Origin of the sequence: Bartonella mastomydis, assembly GCF_900185775.1 — a bacterium.
In the GTDB taxonomy this organism is placed as follows: domain Bacteria; phylum Pseudomonadota; class Alphaproteobacteria; order Rhizobiales; family Rhizobiaceae; genus Bartonella; species Bartonella elizabethae.
This window is the reverse complement of sequence record NZ_LT883136.1, coordinates 1-22,028: the sequence shown is the minus strand read 5'-3', so window position 1 is coordinate 22,028 and position 22,028 is coordinate 1. Positions and strand designations below refer to the sequence as shown.

The window sequence follows — 22,028 nt, the reverse complement described above, 5'->3', positions numbered from 1 at the left end:
AACTTGGCTCCATGCGAAGAGAGTCAAATTTTTCCTATCATTCAAATCGACATCCTTCTTTGAAGAAGAAAATACTTAATAAAAACAACATAAGGCAAAAAGTGCAAAAAAGAAGCTTTTTAAAAAACAAATATTAAAAAATTTGAAAGGAAATATGCATGAAAGAAAACACAGAACAGGGTGCTTCCTCCACACAGGAAGAGTTACAAGAACAACAAATAGATGCAGCCGTTTTAAAGCAAATCAATGAAGCCGCACAAAATTTTTTCTATCCCAAGGGCACAGTGCTTAAAAATAAATACCGTATTAAAGATAAAGAGATCTTAAAAGAACGCTGTTCTGATGATGTCAAAAAAGAAATGATCAAACTTCTCCAAGAGCCCCCACCAGAACAGTTTGATGCTGCTTATCTCAAATATCTTCATCATCGCCTTTTTTCTCATGCATTTGAATGGGCAGGCCAGACCCGCGAAAAACCATTTACCTTTGAAGATAACACTGTTGCTTCTATGCCCATTATGAAAAGAGCCGAATTTACAAAACCTTTTGCGATAGGCAGAAAAATACAAGAGGGACTAGAAAAGTTAGATAAAACTCTTGCTGAAAAAAAGAATTTACAAGGCTTAATGCGCGAAGAATTTGTTGAACATGCTGCTGGAATAATGATCGATTTACATCACTTGCATCCTTTCAGAGAGGGTAATAGGCGTACAAAGAGACTGTTTGTTGAAAAACTCGCTCAAGCAGCAGGCCATACGCTCGATTTTTCTGTTGTGAGCAAAAAGCGCAAAGACTTTGTCCGCATGGCCGCCATGGAACATGGTGATCCAGAACCTATGAGGCATCTGCTTGAGGATATCTCCCATCCAGAAAAATTGCTCATTTTACAAGAATTCATCAACTCTATGCAAAAGCTTGGAATGGGTGAAAAAAATTATTATCTCACTGTCGTTGCAAAAGAAGGCGAAACCTATCATGGGACCTATAGAGGCTGTGGAGCCAAGGGCTTCATGATGGATGCTCAAGGGATACTCATCTTGGGAAATAAAAAAGATCTCACACCAGAACAAATACAAACATTAACAAGTGGTGAAACCTTCTCCTTTACAGTCCCAAAGGCTCAAAGCCCAGACAAAAAACAGCAACAAACCCAGCAAAAAACATTGCTGCCAGAAGAAAAAAGAGAGGCTCTGAAAAACGATGAAATAACTGAAAAGAGCAAAGACAGCGCCTCCATTCCAACAAAGGGAAAAGAAAAAGCCCATTTTGCATCATGGATTGCCTCTCATGCTTTAAATGACAGCGTTAAAAGTATGCCCCAAAGCCTGCAAGAAAAAGAACAAAGGGCTCAACCCATGGTTCACTCTGCTTCCTCTATGAGGCAAACGCAAAAAGATTTCCCAAAAACCATTTTAGAGATGAGCCATACAGCAACAACGGATCAAATATCTGTCCAAATGACCAAGGAAACAGGCTCTGATCATCAAAAAAGAGCAAAACAGTCCCCCCCAAAAAAAGCAATGGCATACTGGGAGAAAACAGACACCACCCCTCTCACCTCACAGAAGAAATTCTCCTCATCGCTCAAAATCGAAAAAGATCATACAGCGTCCCATAATTTCTTTTACCCAAACAGTATCACTTTAAAAAATAAATACGGAATAAAAGACTCTGAACAATTAAAAGAACAATGTGCCCATGATACAGCAAAAGCAATCATTCATCTGCGCCAAGAAGAGCCACCACAAAGGCTAACCTCCACATATCTCCAATATATTCATCATACCCTGTTTAAAAAAACTTTTGAATGGGCAGGTCAAACACGCGATAAACCATTTACATTTGAAGATGGCAGCGTTGCTTATATGCTAGAGATGAAAAAAGCCGGCGTTCATTTTGCATCCAAAAAACAAATACAAGAAGGACTAAAAAATTTAGATAAAACACTTGCTGAAACAAATAGTTTAAAAGGCTTAACCCGCGAAACGTTTGTTGAACATGCCGCTGAAATGTTGATACAGCTCAACTATACGCACCCTTTCAGAGAAGGTAATGGACGCACACAACGAATGTTTTTTGAAAAACTCGCTCAAGCAGCAGGACACACACTCGACTTTTCTCTTGTAACAGAAAAACGCATGAACCTTGCCAGCATTGCATCGCTAACACATAACGATAAGGAAATGATGAAACATCTGCTTGAAGATATCTCCAATCCAGAAAAAATACTTATTCTAAAAGAATTCGTAGACAATATGAAACATATTGGGCTTAAGAATATTCATCATCATCTGATTATGACAGCAAAAGAAGGTCATACCTATACAGGCTTCTATAGAGGCAGTGGCCCCAACGGATTCATGCTTGATGCCAACGGGACTTTCATCATAGGAAATAAAAAAGATCTTACACCAGAGCAAATACAAACATTAAAAATGGGTGATGCCCTCTCCTTTACAGCACCAAGCACTCAACACCCACAAGAGGTGCTGATCCCCGCAGAAAAAATAGCGCCTCTTACAAGCAGCGAAATTGCCACGAGGATAAAAAACAACGTATCACTTCAAGCAAGAAGAACAGAAATCGAAACTTTGTGCCACATCATTTATGGCAATCGACATATTTTGCAGGAAAGAATTGAGAGAATCCATGAAAATCACAGGGAAGGAGAACAGCTTACCCATCAAATTGCCACATCTCCTCAATCGATTGCTCAGTTGTCTGGGAGCAATATATTGGGCATAAAAAATAACGCGCGCGCCAATGCTGAAGCCAATATTTTGCCCCTCTGTAGAGCCATTGATTGTTATATCAATATTTTTAAACAAACAGAAAAAGACATTCTCCATGACCATCACGCCAAACAAAGGCGCTGTGAACAGTCGGTCGCAATGCCTAAGGTTTGGATGCAAAATCTCCTCTCCTTGCCAAAAGAACAGCAGCAAGAAACCTTATCAAACTCTCCTGAATTAAGAGGTGAAATGAGAGTTTATATCAAAAAAATCAATGAACGCTTATCCTCAAGCGAGCATGAAGCAATAAAAGAAAATAATCCCGAAAAACTGGCTAAGAGTCTTGGCACATCAGCTGTCAAAGCAAAAGAGATTTTGGAAATCGTCAAGCAGACAAAAGAGATAGAACAAAATATACACCCCTTGGCTTTTTATGACCACCAATTGAGTAACCGCTTAGCACCAAAGCAGCATCAATCTCTCCCACAGCAGTTATCCAAGAAAAACACTGAAAAAACATGGTCAAACACCCTTGATAAAGAAGCAAGTAAAGCACAAAAAATACCAAAAAATATCTATCAAAACATCAAGAGACAAGAAAATATGCCCTCTCACAAAACAGAGCACGCAAAGGCCATGACTCTCTAAAAATTCATATAAGCTTATCTTTTTTACCAGAGAGGGTAAAAAAGATAAGCTTTATCCCCTACCTTCATCGGCAAATCAATCGTGCGTCAACGAAATGCGAAAGCCATAAGAGAGAAACTTTCAATAAACAAAGAAAAAGCCCCATCAATGATGAACAGGAATCTCAGCAGAACAATTGATAAGGATTGGTCATTTTTGAAAAGATCATTCATCCCTTTCATTCCCTATAATGCCCTTGCCAGTGGTGCTAAAAACAGGCAAGATGTTGTTGAAAAATTACGTTTTGCCATCCTCTATTTATAGAATCTCTGAAACAAGAAGGCTGCCTTATTTGGAGAGAACATAAAGCTGTAAAGCTGTAAAAGTACCCCCCCCCCTCACATGAGCGTTGCCATCACCGTTGAGCTCAGCCTGACAAGCTTTTAAAAGCCTCTATCTTTTTCAAAAATGCAAATAGCGCATTGCTTCACGTTTTTATTTTATTTGCGTATCTTTAAATAGGGTATCATAAATTGATTTATGATGAGTATTCACTACTTTGCATGTTGAATGAGAGCTCCAAAAATCGTAAGATTCTCTCATTTCAAATTTCTTTATGTTGCATCAATCAAAACCATTCGTTTGCACGTTACAGATGGGATTAACGTAGGGATCACAATGAATTAAGAAAAGAGTAAAATGCCTTTTCATGAATCGTCTAAATGCAAAGTCTGTCGCAACATTCTAGAGCTGGAAAGGTGTGTAAAGGTGAGCCAGCTTGTTACTTCATAAGCGCACAAATGGATCACGTCTCTCATGTAAAACACGGCGCATTTGAATACATGCTCCACGAACATCACCCCCCTAGAGAGAAAGGGGCATTCTATATCCCTAAACTGTTATGATATCGCTTCCATATTTCATTTTGAAAAAGAAATTTTAATGATTTTATGGCAATAATAAAAATTGTAAGGCAACTAAAACAAGGAGCATGTTAAAAGTCTTCACGCAACCATTGTTGACAGAAAGATAAACACCGTCGTAAAACGCTGCACAAATATATTCTTGTATGGGAATACAGATCAGATTTTTATGATTTAAAACGGCTTATTTCTCTACTCACCGCTTTTCTTTTACCACAAACCTGATATATTTTTTATGACATTGATTAAAAAAATTGCAACAGTTGCTTCCGGAACCCTTATGAGCCGTATTTTTGGCTTCATCCGTGAAATGCTTATGGCAGCAGCGCTAGGGACGGGTCCTGTTTCTGATGCTTTTAATGCTGCTTTTCGTTTTCCCAATACATTCCGCCGTTTTTTTGCTGAAGGTGCCTTTAATGCTGCTTTCATTCCTCTTTTTGCTAAAAAAATCACTGAAGATGGTCAAGAATCTGCCTGCAAATTTGCAGAAGAAGTCTTTGGTGTTCTCTTTTCGCTGCTTTTACTGTTAACCATTGCGATGGAACTGAGTATGCCTTTTTTGGTGCGAACTGTTATTGCGCCAGGCTTTAGCGAAAACGCCACAAAATTTAATGCCACCATTCATTTTACTGCGATCATGTTTCCTTACTTAACCTGCATGTCGCTCGCTGCGATGATGGGGGGCATGCTCAATGCTTTGCGCCGCTATTTTATTGCCGCCGTTGCGCCACTCTTTTTAAATATTATTCTGATTGGTGTGCTCGCCTATGCTTGGATCTATCAACTTGACGCTTGGCACATCGGCTTAAATCTCTCTTGGGGTGTGTTGGCGGCAGGCCTTCTTCAACTTTTCCTAATTGCGGTTGCATTACGTCAAAGTGGCATGAAAATTTTCTTCCGTCGTCCCCATTTAACCCCTAATGTACGCAAGCTCTTAACCTTAGCATTCCCTGCAGCCATCACGGGTGGTATCACGCAAATTAATTTGCTCATCAATACCAACATTGCTTCTAGTCAATCAGGGGCTGTCTCTTCTTTGATGTATGCTGATCGGCTTTATCAATTGCCTCTAGGCGTGATAGCCATTGCCGTTGCAACTGTTCTTTTACCAGAATTAACCCGCGCGTTGCGGAGCAAAAATCAGGAAGAAACCCACCATTTGCAAAACCGCTCTATTGAATTTACACTCCTGTTAACGCTTCCAGCATCCATCGCTTTTTTGCTGCTCTCCCACCCCATTGTTAGTTTACTCTTTGAACGTGGACAATTTACCGATCAATCAACACAGCATGTTGCACAGTTATTAGAACTTTATGGACTAGGACTTCCAGCTTTTGTACTCATCAAGGTCTTTATTCCTAATTTTTTTGCCCATGAAGATACCAAAACACCGATGATTTTTACGGGCATTTGTGTTTTCATCAATATCAGCCTCGCTTTAACATTATTTCCTTCCTTTTCCGCACGCGGCATTGTTATTGCGGAAATTACTTCTGGATGGGTCAATACCCTATTGCTTTGGGGTGTTCTCATCAAACGAGGGTATTGGAAATATGACACCCAACTGATCAAGCGAATATTATGCCTCATAATCGCTTCCCTTTTGAGTGCACTCGTCCTCTATTACGGATTACATGTGTACGGATTTTTATCTTTTTCTTTATCTTCAAAAGCCTCCTTTTTCTTGCGTTTCAGTACCTTAGCAGGGATCATGCTTGGCATATTCTCACTTTATTTTATTGCCTATTTTTTATCCAACCCCCTTTCCTTTTTTCACACGCTTAAAAATTTGAAAAAACGTCCATAATCTCTATACTTTGTCAAAAATAATAAAACGAATAACCTTGAATTAGAAAGCACACTCCTATGGATACCTTCACTCCCCTTGTTTTTTCCGGCGTACAACCGAGTGGTCACTTACATCTTGGCAATTATCTTGGAGCCCTTCAAAATTGGGTTGAACTACAAAACGCTTATCACTGCCTCTATTGTGTTGTGGATATGCATGCGCTCACCGTCAACCCAGACCCCCTTATTTTACAGGAATCCACCAGAACAGTGACAGCCGCCTTTCTAGCCGCCGGTATTGATCCCCAAAAACACATTATTTTCAATCAATCCCGTGTTTTTCAACATGCTGAACTCGCTTGGATTTTAAATTGTGTTGCCCGTATCGGTTGGCTTCAACGTATGACACAATTTAAAGATAAAGCAGGAAAAGATCGCGAAAAAGCATCCCTTGGGCTTTTTGCCTATCCCACCTTGATGGCGGCTGATATTTTAGTCTATCGTGCAACGCATGTTCCGGTAGGGGAAGATCAAAAACAGCATGTTGAACTCACACGCGATATTGCACAAAAGTTTAACAATGATTATGCACACCGTATTGCTGACTTAAATTTTGGCATCTCTATGCCAACGGATGAAGAAAAAAGACCAAGCTTTTTTCCCCTCCCAGAAGCACTGATTGGAACAACCGCCCCACGCGTTATGTCCCTGCGTGATGGGACAAAAAAAATGTCAAAATCAGATCCTTCAGATTTCTCACGCATTAATTTGACCGACGATGCAGATCTTATCGCCCAAAAAATACGCAAAGCCAAAACGGATTCTGCGCCTCTTCCAGATTCTCTTGACGCTTTAAAAGAACGACCAGAAGTGAATAACCTGCTTGGTATTTATGCCGCCTTTGCCAAAGTGAGTAAAGAAAAGGTTCTTTTAGAGTTTTCTGGTCAACAATTTTCACATTTTAAAACAGCTCTAGCCGACCTTGCCGTCCATAAGCTTGCCCCTATAACAGAAGAATTACGCCGCCTTCATCAAGAAAGTGGTTATATTGACTCTGTTTTGCATGATGGCGCAGAACGTGCTAGTATGCTTGCAGAAGAAAATATGAAAAAAATTCGTGAAATTGTTGGATTTTTGCACAATACATAAAAACAATACCCTAAAAAAACTGTAGAGAGCAAAAAAATCGTTTGTACAAAATAGAGAAAGTGCATGATTTCTAAACCCAAAAATCCGAAAAAAGAGCCTAAGAAAAAAAATCTTGTCATCATCGATGAGACACCAGAGTGTCGGCGTGCTGTTGCGTTCGCCGCACAACATGCCCAAAACACCAAGAGAACTTTGGTCTTGCTTTGTATTGTTGATAGTGCAGAATTTCAACATTTTCTGGGTGTAAACAATGTTATGCGCACAGAATCAACGCAAAGTGCTCATAAAATATTAGGAGACATTGCCAGTGATGTCCGCACCTCCCATGCGCTTGAAACAGAAATAGTGGTGCGTGAAGGAAAAAAAATTGATGAAATTTCTAAACTGATTGACGAAGATAAAAGAATTGCACTGATTGTTTTAGCCGCCAGCGGACATGCAGAAGGACCAGGCCCCCTTATCCAATTAATCGGGAATAGAGGGACAGCTTTTTCAATCCCTGTCATTGTCATTCCTAGCAATCTTGCTGATGAAGATATTAAGTCTATTGCCTAAAAAATACAATATTTTAAAAATGGAATGATCTTATCTAATTCTTCATGATAAAAGGAGAGTCTATGTTTATTCAAACTGAAACCACCCCAAACCCTGCAACACTTAAATTTCTCCCAGGGCGGGTGGTCCTTTCTGAAGGCGTCTTAGAGTTTCGCGACCGTGAAGAAGCGGCTAAAAGTTCACCTTTGGCAGCTAAACTATTTAATATTCCCAATGTCAATGGTGTCTTTTTAGGCTATGATTTCATTACTGTAAGCAAAAAAGAAGGAGAATGGCAACATCTCAAACCTGTCATTTTAGGCACAATTATGGAGCATTTTCTCTCCAATGAGCCTGTCATTACCACCAACGCTACAACACAAGCAAAAGCCCATGCCCTTAATGAAGAATTTTATGACGAAAAAGACGCTGATATTGTTTTAACCATTAAAGAGCTGCTTGAAACACGTATTCGCCCAGCCGTTGCCAATGATGGGGGTGATATTACTTTTCGCGGGTTTGAAAATGGCATTGTTTATCTCAATATGCGGGGCGCCTGCTCTGGATGTCCCTCTTCAACAGCGACACTTAAACATGGGATTGAAAATCTTTTACGTCATTTTATCCCTGAAGTTTTAGGCGTTGAAGCCATGCCACAATAAGTATTGACACCTCAATAGATAAAACAATCCCATGGATTATTTCTTTTCACCAACGCTCTAAACATGGGGTGCAAAAATCTTACACCATTTTATCTCTCATCATTTGAGATGCAAACCATGCTGTCATAAAAAGACAATACGACTTCAAAAAAATCCTAGAAAATGAGAATTTTTCCTTTCACTTCCCCTCATGTCTCAAAATATTTTCCCCCTTTAGAGACATATTTTAGAGGCATCGTTTCAACGAACCTATTACATACATGCAAGGATAACGCGTAGGCAGAGACACACTTTAAATTTATTTTGCCTCATAACCTTGTTATGCCATTTTATCCCCAAAAACAAGGGGCCATTCAAAAAGAAAAGAATATAAGACAGAGCACAGACTTGTCCCCTTGCGTCCCATCATTTTGAGTATTTCCGACGATAAAATTCCGTAAATTTCTTCTTATAACAACCAATTGATAAGAGGCACGCTTTTATACCTTTCATGGGAATCCTAACAGTCTTCTCATTTCAATTGTCTTTATGGCATCAACCAAAATCATTCACGAACACATTACAAATTGGAAGATAACAAAAACGATACCTCTTATGAACATTTTCAACGATAAGAATGCAACCATCGGGACAAATATAAAGGCTGTTGCAACATTAAAGACCAGCAAAGTATGTGATGGTATTGGCTTATCCTTTTATGAAACACAAAAACGATAACGCTCAACGGTGCTTGCCCTATACCATTTTCATAAGTCTCATTGTGAAAGAGGTTAAAAACATCTTAAAGAAAGATATTTTTTAAAGATCATTGCGGCTTTTCCTCTTCTTGAAATCAAGAATTCCACCTCTACGCCCTTTACTCTTATCTTCACAAATGAAGATGCAAAAGAGATCAAAACCTTTAAAAAAATCAATCAAAGCCAAATCGTTGAGGGTTATTTTGGAAATGATCTGATAAAAGAGGAAAAAATTCCTTCAATTAAGCCATCATCAATTTCTTACTTTACGGTATTATTCTTCTCATAAAGCGCGTTCTTTTCCTGTTTTCTTCATATCAATGAACATCCAGTCCCTATCACCAACAGACATATCTGAAATAAAAGACAGCACTTTCTCTCGCAAGACATAGTTTTGTATCCCCAAGATATTGTATCTATCGGATGAGCATAATCTATGAAATAAGAACAGAACGATTGGAAAAGAACTCTATTGAAGCAGAATATGAAAACAGCAAACCAACGAAAGGCAAAAACAATAGCAAAAGGATAAACGCCTAAACTTTTTTAACAAATTCCGACTTTAACCCCATCTGTCCAATCCCAGGAATTTTGCAATCAATATTATGATCCCCCTCCACCAAGCGAATATTCTTAACCTTCGTCCCACTTTTTAAAACAGAGGAAGCGCCTTTTACTTTCAGATCTTTTATCACCATAACGGTATCTCCGTTGGTCAAGATTTGACCATTGGCATCATAAACAATCTCGGAAAGAACAGTATCATCATCCTTTTGGGGCCATTCATGTGCGCATTCAGGACACACAAAATTTTCACCCTCTTCATAAGTATAAAGACCATCACAACGAGGACACTTGGGATATTGGGTCATAAATTCCCCTTTATTTAAGAAAAACCATTCATGATGATGGGTCATAAAGCAAGAAGAGCTTATTGTCCATTATTTTAGAAAAACATGTTCTTTTATTTCCTCTTGATCTGCCACCTATGTTCATAAATGCGATCATCCCCTACAATCGCTGCGTTTATAACATTATACAATACCCCTCATAGACCATAAAATCCTCTTATATTGAATCAATCGAAACCTTTCGAATGTGATCAATCATCATATCTTTGCAAAAAACATGCCCATGATCTCATGTGATAATATCAGGGTGATCTCGTCCCAATTCTTGTTGTATGTTTAACAGTTTTAGAGCCACCTGTTGCAAAGGTTGAAGAACCTCTTGGGGGTTTAAATTGTGTCTGCGCGGATCCCCTTCATATTGTTCAAAATAAAGCCGTAAGGTCGCACCACACGTCCCTGTTCCCGATAAACGAACCACCAATCGTGCGCCATTCTCGAAAAAAATACGGATCCCTTGGCGCGTACTCACGCTCTGATCAACAGGATCATGATAAGTAAAATCATCTGCTTTTTTGACCAGAAATCCAGCAATTTCGGTTCCGGCTTGTGGTAAGTGCGCTCGCAAGTGTTCGAGTAAAGCCAAAGCCTTGTCTTCTTCAACTTCTTCATAATCATGACGCAGTGCGTAAAAGCGCCCATAGGTGCGCCAAAGCTGTTGCACAATTTGTGCAACTGTTTTTCCTGTTACAGCTAAAAGATTTAACCAAAATAAGACAGCCCATAAACCATCTTTTTCGCGGATATGATGAGAGCCGGTTCCAAAGCTTTCTTCACCACAAAAGGTTACTTTCCCAGCATCCAAAAGCGTTCCAAAAAACTTCCACCCTGTTGGCGTTTCAAAAAAGTTTAATCCGCATTTTTCAGCAACCAAATCTGCAGCAGGCGTTGTTGGCATAGAGCGAGCCACCCCCACAATGCCCCCCATAATATCTTGACGATACCCTTTAATAAGATGGGCATGTTCTACCATAATTGCCAAGGAATCAGAAGGTGAGACATATTGCTGACGTCCAATAATGAGGTTACGATCACCATCACCATCAGATGCGGCACCAAGATCTGGTCCTTGCTCTGACATCAATAAATCATAAAGAGCCTTGGCATAAACCAAATTGGGATCAGGATGACCGCCTCCAAAATCTGGTAAAGGAAGACCATTGACCACCGTCCCTTTAGAAAATCCTAAGCATTTTTCAAAAATTTCATGGGCATACGGTCCAGTTACCGCATGCATAGCATCAAAGCGAAAAGTCAAACCTCGTGTCACAGCCTTAGCAATACAATCAAAATCAAAAATTTCCTGCATCAAAGCAACATAATCGGCAACAGGATCAATAATCTCGATCTGCATCTCTCCCATAAAGGTTATCCCTTGGCGATCTAACTCAACATCTGGTGCTTCAAGAATTTTATAAAAGGAAAGCTGTTTCGATGTTGCAAAAATAGCCTCACATAAAGAATTAGGTGCAGGTCCCCCATTGGCAATATTGTATTTTATTCCACAATCTCCATCTAGCCCCCCAGGATTATGGCTTGCAGAAAGAATAAGTCCACCATGCGCATGGTATTTACGAATAAGATGCGAAACAGCCGGTGTGGAAAGAAGCCCCCCTTTTCCGATTTTTACACGAGAAACACCATGCGCTGCTGCCATCTTCAAGACAATCTGAAGGAGTGTCCGGTTAAAGGTGCGTCCATCGCCCCCAAGAATCAACAGCTTTCCTTCAAGAGGTCCAATATTATCAAAAAGAGACTGTATAAAATTTTCCACATAATGGGGTTGTTGAAAAACAGAGACTTTTTTGCGCAAACCAGATGTTCCCGGTTTTTGCCCCTCAAAAGCCGTGGTCAAAACTGTCTTTATGGTCATTGGTCATACCTTCATATGCTTTCCTTTAATTTTAAGATGAAGAGTATTCAAAGTCGATCATTAATTCCACTTGACGGAACAATGAAATATTTGCACACTTGTTAGAGATCAAAATTTTTTAAGAAGCCCTTTTATTTAAAACGTTCTTTCCCATATGGTTTTAGATACGAGGGCTGTTTTAAAACACAATTTTCGTAAAAAAAAATACAGGAGCATCCATATGATGAAAAAAACAGTTCCCAATGTTACATTTCATACACGTGTCCGCGATGAATCAGTAAGTGGAGATAATCCTTATCGGTGGCAAGAAGTTAAGAGCGATGCTTACTTTAAAGGAAAACGCGTTATTCTTTTTTCTCTTCCAGGCGCTTTTACCCCCACGTGCTCAACCTTTCAACTGCCTGATTTTGAAAAACTCTATGATGAATTTAAACAAGCGGGTATTGATGAAATCTATTGCCTTTCCGTCAATGATGCTTTTGTCATGAATGCTTGGGGAAAAGCACAAAATATCAAAAATGTGAAATTAATTCCTGATGGTTCTGGTGAATTCACACGCAAAATGGGTATGCTGGTTGCAAAAGACAATGTCGGTTTTGGCATGCGGTCATGGCGCTATGCTGCTGTGATTAATGATGGTGTGATTGAACAATGGTTTGAAGAAGCAGGTTTGTCAGACAATTGCGCAACCGATCCTTATGAAGTTTCTTCACCACAAAATGTTTTAAAAGCTTTAAAAAGCTAATCCAAATCCAAAATCCTCTATTTAAATTTTACGACACAGATTTCTCTAGAAAGGGAAATTTGTGTCGTTTGTATTTAAAAAAACATCTCTTCCTGACAACATTTTGATTGATCATGATCCTTGAAGCATTATTTAACTTGGATTAGATCTTAAAATATCGTCATATTCTTCCATTTAAAATCTATTTATCTTGAATCAATCAAAATCACGGAGCTGCACATCATAAGCAAATAATGCGATGAATCATAAATGAGGACAACACACTTGAAAAACGAGAGATACCTCTCATAGATGCTCTTAAATTCCAAAAGAATTGATCATCCAAGGTTTTACAAAAACATCAAGAAGAAAAATACAGATCAATGATTTGTTTGAAGAAGCGCACGCGTCAAATTGATCTGATGATCAAGAAAATAAAAGAGGGCATAAAACAACCCTGCATCCATAAGCCCCCATAACTGTTGGTAAAGAGGATAAATCAAAACACATTCCCATTCACACAACCAGCAACGTTACTATTTTATAGCTATTTATTCTAAGCTTTTATTTTTCTCTGAGAGAGAAAGGGTTAAAGCAGGCGTTTATTGGGATATTCTACCGCAAAGTGTTCTTTCATTTCTTCTTCTAATTCTTCCTCTTCATCGAGCTCTAAATCTTCATCACATTCAGGCAGACCAAAAATATCGGGATTAATGAAATAACAGTCTTCCTTTGTCCCCTTCGCGACAATCTTATTCTCTTCTAATTCCTTAAGCCCCTCTTTAAAACTTTTAAAATTAAGATATTCTGGCTCTTGAATTGAAAAATCACAAGCCAAAAACTCCTCCAGACTATCATGATCCAACATTATCTGATCAAACCATAAATCCACATCATCCCCCTCATCGAGCATTTTTCCTACTTGCCACAACATCATAAAAAAAGCTTTCATTCCATTAAATGACAATCCAAAAATCATACGCCGACACGACGAGGCACCTGAAAAGGCAATTTGTGGAAGATTTTCAAATCCAAAACCTGAAGGAGGAAGTTTAAATGATTTTCCAATATCTTCTGGTTTTTTCAAAATAAAAGGATTTCTTTCATATAACACGGTAAAATCATATCGGGCCATTTTGATTTCTCCATTAAAAAATTCTTTATGAAAAATAAATTATTTCAATGAGTTATCACTGTAACATCTTACAATGAACCCTCATATTCTCCCTTTAAAAATTGTCTGATTTAAGTTATCCGTTGTTTTTGGGACGAAAAAATCTTCTAAAAGAAAACGCTTAAAGATCTCTTTTATCTCTCAGGGATGTGAAATTTTAGACTGTGATGAAGAAAACGGTGGAAAATAGGGCACTAACCCATGAAAATTCAAAAATGACCCCCTATACAAGTGGTCTATATTCTAAAAACGATTGGATTTTGCATGATAAATCATCGATTTTTCTAAAGAGGGTCGAGGTAAAAATCTCAAACGCTTCAGTCACCCCCTATTTTACCGCATGAAGATGTTCTCACCACACCTTAAAAAGATCTCTTTTTTCACCCTTCAAAACATTCATTTTATCATAAATACAAAAGCACTTTTTAAAAAGATCTTCTTTTTATGCCGCACGATCTTTAAAAAAATAAGACATTGATTTATAATGATAAATAACTTTTTTTTGCATATTGAATGCAAGGAACCGAAGATGGTAAAATTTTCTTATTTCAAACCTGTTTATCTTGCCTCAATTAAAACCATTGGCTTGCACATCACAAGCGGGGTTGGCGTGTGAGTAAAAATTGTACAATAAAAATGCCTTTTCATGAATCATCGAGAAATACCAAGGAATAGTCCGCAACATTCCAGAGCTGGAAAAGTGTGAGATGGTGCCGGTTTACTCCTTCACAAGCATAAAGATGGAGATCTCAATAGATTTTATATGATTGGGGCTTTATCCTTATCGCATTCATGGGCAAATACCGTGAAATTAAAGGAGAAATATTCAAGCTCTTTCCTGTCATTTCTTTTTAAAAAAAACCATTAGCGTTTTTGGGCTTCCAAAATATCTTGTACGGTTTGCACCAATTGCTCTTCATCCACCATCACTTGTGCAGGACGGCTTTCACGCCATGTTTGATTATCCTTAATTTCATGAGACAAACGCGCTCCTTCAATCAAATCTTTGATCTGTATTTTTCCACTCTCACGTTCTTGTGCCCCTTGGATCACCACACAAGGCGCTTTTCGCCGATCAGCATATTTCATCTGCGCTTTAATTCCCGATGCCCCCAAATAGAGTTCTGCACAAATTCCTGCATTTCGCAATTTCATGACCATTTTTTGATAGCGTGCAACAGCTTCTACCTCTTTATCCATCATTAACACCACAACAGGTCCACACGTATTTTTTTCTGGTAATTTTCCCAGATTTTGCAAAGCAGCAATCAAACGTGAAACCCCTATTGAAAAGCCTGTTGCCGGAATATTTTCCCCACGAAAACGCGCAACCAGCCCATCATAACGCCCCCCTCCTCCAACAGAGCCAAAGACAACTTTTTGCCCCTCATCATTGAGAACATCAAAAAGCAATGCTGCCTCAAAAACAGGTCCCGTATAATATTCCAATCCACGCACCACCGAAGGATCAATTTTAATACGATTGTGATACCCATTGGCGGCAAAGATTGTTTGCATTTCCTCAAGTTCGCCAACCCCTTCAAGACCTTGCGCACTCTGACCAACGATTTTTCTGAGAGCATCAAGGGTTTCTTCTGCCGTTTTTGCTTCTATCGTGAGTAAGGAAAGAATACATTCAATCTCTTTATCTTGAAGCTCAGCCCCTTTTGTAAAATCACCACTTTCATCCAAACGTCCCTTGCCTAAAAGCAAACGCACGCCTTCAGGACCAAATTTATCCAGTTTATCCATGGCTCGAAGAACAGTTAAGCGGCGATCAAGCTGCTCCTTTTCTCCTAAACCAATCATCTGCAAAACACTTTCGAGAATTTTTCGATTATTCAAACGAATAGCATACTCATGGCGTGCAATGCCTACTTTTTCCAGACTATCGGCTGCCATCATGCAAATTTCCGCATCTGCTGCAACGGTTGGTGTTCCAACGATATCTGCATCAAATTGCATAAATTGTCGAAACCGCCCTGGACCAGGCTTTTCATTGCGAAAAACAAAGCCCAACCGATAACTGCGATAGGGTTTTGCTAACGTTTCAAAATTTTCCGCAAAATGACGAGCAAGAGGAGCCGTTAGATCATAGCGTAAAGACATCCATTGTTCATCATCATCTTGAAGCGAAAAAACCCCTGCATTGGGACGATCGGAATCTGGTAAGAATTTCCCCAACACATCCGTATATTCAAAAATGGGTGTTTCAAGCGCTTCAAAACCGTAAAGTTCATAAACTTCACGAATTTGCGCAATCATGGTTTCGGTTGCATACAATTGTGCACTTGTACGATCCACAAAACCACGAGGTAAACGGGCTTTGGTTTTTTCTTGTTTCAATGACATGTTATTCTCTAGCAACAATATGGTGTTTACGGATAACCATTATCCCATAGCAACAAACGCTGCAATGACTTTATCGCCCTTAAAGCTTTTAACAACATGTTAGAGGCTTTCTATTGTCTACGGTTCAGTAGAACTTTAAAAACCTTTATCCTTGAAAACCGTTAAAAGATCAAAGCGAAACAAGCGCATTATTGCCATAAGATGTTTCTAGATACTTTCATGGGTCTTTATGAAGAGACGTCGCTCATCTATTCATATAAAGGCAGCAGGGCATAAGTAAGACAAGACAGCGGACTGTTTACAAATGACTTTTTTAAAAATCAGTGTGCGTGAAAAATCCGCATCTTTTAAGATCAGAAGGAAATAGAGAGAAGGGAGCGCCATACATCATATCTTCTGATCAGAAATTAATTTTAAAATGGCTTTTTGTTTGACAGAGGTCAAAACTCTAAAACTTTTTAAAAGCAAATATTCTTCTCTATTTGAGGCAATCTCATCATGATGGGATGGGATGTTTTCATTTGTGATGATATCCGTATAAAAAAAGGAAACCGGAACTTTTAGGATATCGGAAATTTCCTTTAAACGTCCTGCACTTACACGGTTTAAGCCTTTTTCATACCTTTGGATTTGTTGGAAACTTACCCCTAAAGCGTCTCCTAATGTTTTTTGAGTCATTCTCAACATTTTTCGCCTAAAGCGAATTTTTTGCCAACAAAAAGATCAAGTTTAAGATTTTGAGATTGCATTCGCCCCCCACCGAGTGCGAGCGCCCTCGCATTGGTATTCCGGGAGCTTGAAAAAACTGAATCCGAGTCAGCATTTTGCTTTTAGTGCGTAAGACACACCTAGACAGTGCAAAATCTCCCGGAATTCCGAGACACCCACAAAGTGGGGGGTTATTTTCACGCTAAGGATTAGGGTTTTCAAGGCCCACTTGGGTCGCCGCGTATACGACCAAAAACATTTTTTAATGTGTAAAATAATTTCAGGATTTTTGCAATAAAAATAGTTTTTCAGGAGGTCGCAGAATTTATTTTTCATGAGAAGTTATCGGCTTCTCAAATTCTTGAACACACACACATCAAAATCATATCCCCAAGCCTCCCATTTCACGAAAGGATCTCACCCTTGTTTCTTAAACGCCCCCTCTAGAGAGGGGCCTTAATCAATAAAACAGCTTTTATTTTGTCCTTCACGCGGTCTCAAGACGGATGATTCTTCTGCTATCCCATAAAAACATCGTCATTGAGAGAAGAGAGCCCCCATACGCAATCAAAAAGTAGAACTTTTTGATCAGGAAGAGCCCTCCCCCAGTAAGAACCCCAAATTTAAGAGAGAAGCGCGTTTTTAGATTGTTCAGCAAAGTGATGAATGGCATTTTTTAAATCAACAGGATTTCGACCAACCTCTGTAATCGACCTTGAAATTGAAGGAATAATATTCTGCCATAGCCTTTGAGGAAACTGCTGAGTTAATTGTGTTATAGTTCCCCCTTGAGCCCCAATGCCTGGAACAAGAAATAAGCTATTTTTTAGCTGTTCAATTGTCTCTTTTGCTTCACAGCCTAATGTTGCGCCAATCACGGCTCCGATAGGTCCAATATGGCGATATTGACTTGAAGATTGGCTATTATAGTCATAAATACGCTGCGCTAAATGGACCGAAACCGTTTGATCCCCAATGCGAGCATTCCGAATTTGTTTTCCCTCTGGATTAGACGATTGAACAACCATAAAAACCGCTGTTTTTGTTTCTTCTGCAATCTTTATCAAAGGAATAAGAGCATCAAACCCCAAAAAAGGATTGACTGTTATCGCATCGGCTTTGAAGGGACTATTGGAACCAAGCCAAGCTTGTCCATAAGCTTCAGCCGTAGAGCCAATATCCCCTCTTTTTGCATCAACGAGAACCAACAAACCTTGTTTTTGTGCATTTTCAATGAGTTCTTTCAAAACTTGAAGCCCTTCCACCCCATATAACTCAAAAAATGCCGCTTGCGGCTTTATGATCCCCACCTTCCCCACAACCGCTGTTAAGAGGATATCGCAAAAATCTTTTAGACCTTTATCATCTGGGCTCAAATTCCATGCTTTCAAAACTTTATGACTCGGATCAAAACCTACACAAAGGGGTCCATATTTTTCACTGTTTTTAAAAAAAGTTGAACAAAACATTTGATATCCTAACACGGTCTCTCTTTAAACTTTTTGATACAATCAAAAAGAAAAGCATTTGTCAAAAGAATACGCGCCTGACACCCTTAAGAAAGCGCTCTCATATTGCTCTTATAGACAAAATCTGCGTTTGTTTATGAAAGATATTCCCATTTACAAAGCTTATCGCATGTTGATCGATCAAAATACTTGTATCAATCAAGACGTTGTCATGAGATGAAAAATTCAAACTTGATGACAGAATAGGAACAAAAAACAGTCCATATTATTTTGTTCGATGCCCTCGTAAAGCCCCCCATTTTATCTTTTTCACGCTTCTTTTTTACACTAATTCTCGATCATGTTCTTTAAACAAAAATTAAAAAATGCTTCACCCTGATGTTTTCAATCTTAACTTTCGATCTTTCTTATTCGCCTTTAGCAGCCTAATTATCCATAATGGGCTATAAACTTTGGAACATAATTGGCAAAAAGACATTGTATCTCCAGCATATTCAAGGAGATAAAACATGGAAACCCGCATTCCTGAAAAAACACCTTTCGATACGAATTTTCTAGAAGAAACATCTCTAGAGACAAAATATTCATTTTTTCATACACCTATTTCATGGTCCGCCATTTTTGCTGGACTGGTTACAGCTCTTGCTGTTTCAATCTGCCTGTCTTTCCTCATAGCCGCTTTAGGCTTAAGCCAAATGGACTTTACCTCGTCCTCCCCTTTTAGAGGTTCTTTCCTCTCAATGGGTATTGGCTCGCTCATCGTTATGGTGATCAGTCTTGCAAGTGGAGGCTTTGTTGCTGGGCGTTTTGCTGAAATCTCTGGCGCTCTTCACGGTTTCTTAACTTGGGCTCTCATCACACTGCTGATGACATTCCAAGCCATCCACGTGATTTCACATACAGCAAACTTAAGCGCTAAAGCTGTTGGGAAAAGCGCGTCTATGATAGAACAAACCGTCGACAACCTTCCCTCTCTACTTGCAAAATTAAACAGCGAAAATTTTGAAAAGTTTTTTGCAGAACCCCGTGACAATGGGATTAATTTTGATAAACTGGGCAATGAGTTGCGCACGCTACTCAAAAAAAGCGATATTCCAGCTCTCAATCCTGAACGCTTGAAACAAACCTATCAGGCTGCGCTCAGCGATATTGGTTCTGCCATCACCGCTTTCAAAAATGATCCTTCGCATTATCGCACCACTCTGAAAAATCTAGGGAATAGCCTTTCTAATCGCCTAGAAACGCTGACGACAAAATTTAATCAAAGTGATATCATCAAAGCCTTGATGAACAATGGCATGTCGCGTACAGATGCACAAACGGCAGCCACCCACGCCGTTCAACTCTATGAAAGTGCAGAGGAAAAAACAGAACAAACCCTCAAAGCACTAGAAAAACAAACCGATACCTTGTCTCAAAAGCTTGAAACACAAACAAAAAATGCTCTTCACATAGCTGATAAAGTTACGACAAAAGCATCACACATGGGATGGTGGGGCTTTTTAGGGAGTTTGATAGGCGCTATCATTTCCAGTATTTGTGGCTATTATGGTTACAGAAGCCGTAAGGATATTTTCAAACTTTAAAATTTTTAGCTTTCAAGCAAGCGTAAAAAAAGCTGTACAAAAATGTACAGCTTTTTATTTTTTTTAATATCTCAGCCGTTCTTTATGCTTCATTGCTCCCATACTCCTTAAACAAAAGACCTGCGAATATTAAAAAGACTGTTAAAGAGATATCTATTCTCAATCAATGAGCAAATATACCCTCCATGGTCTTTTAAGGATTAACAGTCTGGTTTGATTTCCCATAGGCAATAAAATTCACTGTTTCTATAAGGAATAACATCGCGTTTTCAGCGCCTATAGCTTTCTGACCTCACTGCCACTCCCAGCCCCCATCATCATTCTCGTTTTTTTTAGCTTTAAAAAGCTACCTCCCACCATAGGCAAACGGAGTCTTCTCTACTACGCGACTATAAAGGGGAACATCACACGGCACGCCCAAAATCAATAGAGAGAATAACCCCACATCACATCCTTGCAATGATCATTGGCGCAAGCAAACCTCCCCCACAGAGTGAAAGAACTGGAGGTGAAGTAAAAAGAAAAGAGAACATGAGTATTTGCACGCACAAGATGCATGCAAAAATTATCCCCCACAGATAAAACGCGCGCGCTCTGAACACATCAGTGATCTTGTAAATGCGTTACGCATCCGCTTCAAATGATAACACCCCATAACCCATATGCCCCATTTTCTTAAAGCGCGGATCAATATCTTTCTCTTGTCCTTCCGCCTTTCCCTATTTTACTTTTACTCTCTAGCCTAACCGTTATGAGAATACAAAGCTCCGTTTTCTCTTTTTGAGAAGTAAAGAACCGGTCCAATATTTAGGAACATAGCCTTTTATGGACCTTCTCACACCATTTCTGTCTGATTTTAAGAGACAAAAAATCAACACTATTTTGCAAGAGGTTGGCTTATGTGTGATGTTAAAGTGATATAAAAGCCCAGCAGTATAATTCTGATGCATACTCTCTCAGAGTTAAGGAAAGTTTCATCGCTCACCCCCATATTTTTATAGAGGGGAAAGCTTGAGAGTTTATGGGTCTTATTTCTTGTTTTTCACCGCTCGTTATCCTTGTTTTTCTCCTTCTCTCCCATTCAATATTTCAGCGTTTGTTTTGCTTTATTATTTCATTGTTTCTCTCTCCGCTTTTTTAAAGGATAAGAGGGGTGTAGAAAATATAAAATAGCAACAAAGAGACCTTGAACTTAAGGGAGCAAATTTTTAGCATGGAGAAGTTGCTTGCTAAAATTCATAAGGTTAGTGTCATATCTGCAAAGGCAAAAAGCCTCCCGGATGGGAGGAGTACCGATGGATAATGGAACAATGTCGCAGTAAAAAAGGAAGAGCATATTGCGCTAAGAGTAGAGATATGCGCTCTACAGATGTGACAAGGGGCAAGATATCGCAAAGCATATAATCTATTTTTCAAGTTTCTTTTCGAGAGCGAAGTATCGATAGAGTTTCTGCTCTTGCGAAGCTTTTATTGCGCAGAATGCCATATCTCTAGGCTCCTACCTTCTAGCCTTAGCAAGAAAGCTGTTTAGTGGCATTTACCCCCTATTACGGCCCATTAGGTTCTTTATGGATGTCTAACCGCAGTCCGTAAGCCGGATTCGGGACCGTGTATGGTGGGTAGTTTGACTGGGGCGGTCGCCTCCTAAAGAGTAACGGAGGCGCGCGATGGTAGGCTCAGAACGGTCGGAAATCGTTTGTTGAGTGCAATGGCATAAGCCTGCCTGACTGTGAGACTGACAAGTCGAGCAGAGTCGAAAGACGGTCATAGTGATCCGGTGGTCCCGTGTGGAAGGGCCATCGCTCAACGGATAATATGCGGAAAGATTTCCGACGCGCCCCCAGCCCCTCAACATAGCTTCACCTGCGTTTTTTCTCCGCTAGTAGAATGGTTGCAAGTGTTATTTTAGGTCTTTAATGCTTTGGGAAGTGTGTCATTTTTTGACGTTTTTAACTTTTGCGCGCATAATGTGTTTATTTATACTGGAGATATTTTTCTAGCGTTGTCGTCGACTATATGAGCACAGTAACATATGCTTTCATGGTGTTTATCTTGATGGCACATAAAGGGGAATAGAGAGCA

General features: G+C 39.3%; 16 protein-coding genes, 1 pseudogene and 1 other annotated feature. Of the genes and pseudogenes, 9 read left to right on the top strand and 8 right to left on the bottom strand.

All coding sequences use genetic code 11. The features are described from left to right. Positions 1-158 precede the first annotated feature (158 nt). The 7 genes from FJG96_RS00135 (at position 159) to FJG96_RS09175 (ending at position 9,132) form a co-directional block, all read left to right on the top strand. A complete protein-coding gene (locus FJG96_RS00135; protein ID WP_139412243.1) occupies positions 159-3,380 on the top strand; it encodes a BID domain-containing T4SS effector in 3,222 nt (1,073 codons plus the stop codon). Between the two features lie 147 nt (positions 3,381-3,527). Beyond that, on the top strand, positions 3,528-3,683 hold the full coding sequence (locus FJG96_RS08710; protein ID WP_180338202.1) for a hypothetical protein: 156 nt from the start codon (positions 3,528-3,530) through the stop codon (positions 3,681-3,683). Between the two features lie 834 nt (positions 3,684-4,517). Then, positions 4,518-6,089, top strand: a complete 1,572-nt coding sequence (murJ, locus tag FJG96_RS00130) for a murein biosynthesis integral membrane protein MurJ (protein WP_139412242.1) — start codon at positions 4,518-4,520, stop codon at positions 6,087-6,089. A gap of 59 nt (positions 6,090-6,148) precedes the next feature. Next, positions 6,149-7,219 (top strand): tryptophan--tRNA ligase, encoded by a 1,071-nt coding sequence (gene trpS / locus FJG96_RS00125; RefSeq protein ID WP_139412241.1) that lies wholly within the window; start codon positions 6,149-6,151, stop codon positions 7,217-7,219. A 63-nt stretch (positions 7,220-7,282) separates the two neighbouring features. After that, positions 7,283-7,774, top strand: a complete 492-nt coding sequence (locus tag FJG96_RS00120; RefSeq protein WP_139412240.1) for a universal stress protein — start codon at positions 7,283-7,285, stop codon at positions 7,772-7,774. A 62-nt stretch (positions 7,775-7,836) separates the two neighbouring features. Continuing rightward, the gene (locus tag FJG96_RS00115; RefSeq protein ID WP_005774797.1) at positions 7,837-8,415 is read left to right on the top strand and encodes a NifU family protein; all 579 of its coding nucleotides are present in this window, start codon (positions 7,837-7,839) and stop codon (positions 8,413-8,415) included. 594 nt (positions 8,416-9,009) lie between these two features. Beyond that, complete coding sequence (locus FJG96_RS09175; protein WP_281278965.1) at positions 9,010-9,132, top strand: hypothetical protein; 123 nt, start codon at positions 9,010-9,012, stop codon at positions 9,130-9,132. A 303-nt stretch (positions 9,133-9,435) separates the two neighbouring features. On the opposite strand, the gene FJG96_RS09170 is transcribed toward FJG96_RS09175, so the two are convergent. From FJG96_RS09170 to FJG96_RS00105, 3 genes are all read right to left on the bottom strand, one after another. Then, a complete protein-coding gene (locus FJG96_RS09170; RefSeq protein WP_281278964.1) occupies positions 9,436-9,558 on the bottom strand; it encodes a hypothetical protein in 123 nt (40 codons plus the stop codon). A gap of 130 nt (positions 9,559-9,688) precedes the next feature. Beyond that, positions 9,689-10,024: a zinc ribbon domain-containing protein YjdM gene (locus FJG96_RS00110; RefSeq protein ID WP_139412239.1), complete on the bottom strand. Its 336-nt coding sequence runs from the start codon at positions 10,022-10,024 to the stop codon at positions 9,689-9,691. Between the two features lie 268 nt (positions 10,025-10,292). Next, the gene (locus tag FJG96_RS00105) at positions 10,293-11,933 is read right to left on the bottom strand and encodes an alpha-D-glucose phosphate-specific phosphoglucomutase (RefSeq protein ID WP_139412238.1); all 1,641 of its coding nucleotides are present in this window, start codon (positions 11,931-11,933) and stop codon (positions 10,293-10,295) included. Positions 11,934-12,153: 220 nt separating this feature from the next. Between FJG96_RS00105 and FJG96_RS00100 the strand changes: the two genes are divergently transcribed. Next, positions 12,154-12,678 carry a peroxiredoxin gene (locus FJG96_RS00100; protein ID WP_139412237.1) on the top strand — a complete coding sequence of 175 codons (525 nt, stop codon included), beginning with the start codon at positions 12,154-12,156 and terminating at the stop codon, positions 12,676-12,678. 359 nt (positions 12,679-13,037) lie between these two features. Here FJG96_RS00100 and FJG96_RS09165 read toward each other — a convergent pair whose 3' ends face one another. From FJG96_RS09165 to pyrF, 5 genes and pseudogenes are all read right to left on the bottom strand, one after another. Beyond that, positions 13,038-13,160 (bottom strand): hypothetical protein, encoded by a 123-nt coding sequence (locus tag FJG96_RS09165; RefSeq protein WP_281278963.1) that lies wholly within the window; start codon positions 13,158-13,160, stop codon positions 13,038-13,040. An 86-nt stretch (positions 13,161-13,246) separates the two neighbouring features. Further along, positions 13,247-13,792, bottom strand: coding sequence for a replication protein (locus tag FJG96_RS00095; RefSeq protein WP_139412236.1), 546 nt, complete (start codon positions 13,790-13,792; stop codon positions 13,247-13,249). 903 nt (positions 13,793-14,695) lie between these two features. After that, the gene (gene hisS, locus FJG96_RS00090) at positions 14,696-16,183 is read right to left on the bottom strand and encodes a histidine--tRNA ligase (RefSeq protein WP_139412235.1); all 1,488 of its coding nucleotides are present in this window, start codon (positions 16,181-16,183) and stop codon (positions 14,696-14,698) included. Between the two features lie 387 nt (positions 16,184-16,570). After that, positions 16,571-16,932, bottom strand: a pseudogene (locus tag FJG96_RS00085) (helix-turn-helix domain-containing protein). A gap of 582 nt (positions 16,933-17,514) precedes the next feature. Continuing rightward, on the bottom strand, positions 17,515-18,360 hold the full coding sequence (pyrF, locus tag FJG96_RS00080) for an orotidine-5'-phosphate decarboxylase (RefSeq protein ID WP_139412312.1): 846 nt from the start codon (positions 18,358-18,360) through the stop codon (positions 17,515-17,517). A 509-nt stretch (positions 18,361-18,869) separates the two neighbouring features. Between pyrF and FJG96_RS00075 the strand changes: the two genes are divergently transcribed. Further along, a complete protein-coding gene (locus FJG96_RS00075; RefSeq protein ID WP_139412234.1) occupies positions 18,870-19,946 on the top strand; it encodes a YrzE family protein in 1,077 nt (358 codons plus the stop codon). A 1,516-nt stretch (positions 19,947-21,462) separates the two neighbouring features. Next, positions 21,463-21,760 (top strand) — a sequence feature (23S ribosomal RNA rRNA prediction is too short). Positions 21,761-22,028 lie beyond the last annotated feature (268 nt).

Coding starts and splice junctions, on each gene's coding strand:
- FJG96_RS00135 (WP_139412243.1), top strand. CDS start 159: ATGAAAGAAAACACAGAACAGGGTGCTTCCTCCACACAGGAAGAGTTA.
- FJG96_RS08710 (WP_180338202.1), top strand. CDS start 3,528: ATGATGAACAGGAATCTCAGCAGAACAATTGATAAGGATTGGTCATTT.
- murJ (WP_139412242.1), top strand. CDS start 4,518: ATGACATTGATTAAAAAAATTGCAACAGTTGCTTCCGGAACCCTTATG.
- trpS (WP_139412241.1), top strand. CDS start 6,149: ATGGATACCTTCACTCCCCTTGTTTTTTCCGGCGTACAACCGAGTGGT.
- FJG96_RS00120 (WP_139412240.1), top strand. CDS start 7,283: ATGATTTCTAAACCCAAAAATCCGAAAAAAGAGCCTAAGAAAAAAAAT.
- FJG96_RS00115 (WP_005774797.1), top strand. CDS start 7,837: ATGTTTATTCAAACTGAAACCACCCCAAACCCTGCAACACTTAAATTT.
- FJG96_RS09175 (WP_281278965.1), top strand. CDS start 9,010: ATGAACATTTTCAACGATAAGAATGCAACCATCGGGACAAATATAAAG.
- FJG96_RS00110 (WP_139412239.1), bottom strand. CDS start 10,024: ATGACCCAATATCCCAAGTGTCCTCGTTGTGATGGTCTTTATACTTAT.
- FJG96_RS00105 (WP_139412238.1), bottom strand. CDS start 11,933: ATGACCATAAAGACAGTTTTGACCACGGCTTTTGAGGGGCAAAAACCG.
- FJG96_RS00100 (WP_139412237.1), top strand. CDS start 12,154: ATGATGAAAAAAACAGTTCCCAATGTTACATTTCATACACGTGTCCGC.
- FJG96_RS00095 (WP_139412236.1), bottom strand. CDS start 13,792: ATGGCCCGATATGATTTTACCGTGTTATATGAAAGAAATCCTTTTATT.
- hisS (WP_139412235.1), bottom strand. CDS start 16,183: ATGTCATTGAAACAAGAAAAAACCAAAGCCCGTTTACCTCGTGGTTTT.
- pyrF (WP_139412312.1), bottom strand. CDS start 18,360: ATGTTTTGTTCAACTTTTTTTAAAAACAGTGAAAAATATGGACCCCTT.
- FJG96_RS00075 (WP_139412234.1), top strand. CDS start 18,870: ATGGAAACCCGCATTCCTGAAAAAACACCTTTCGATACGAATTTTCTA.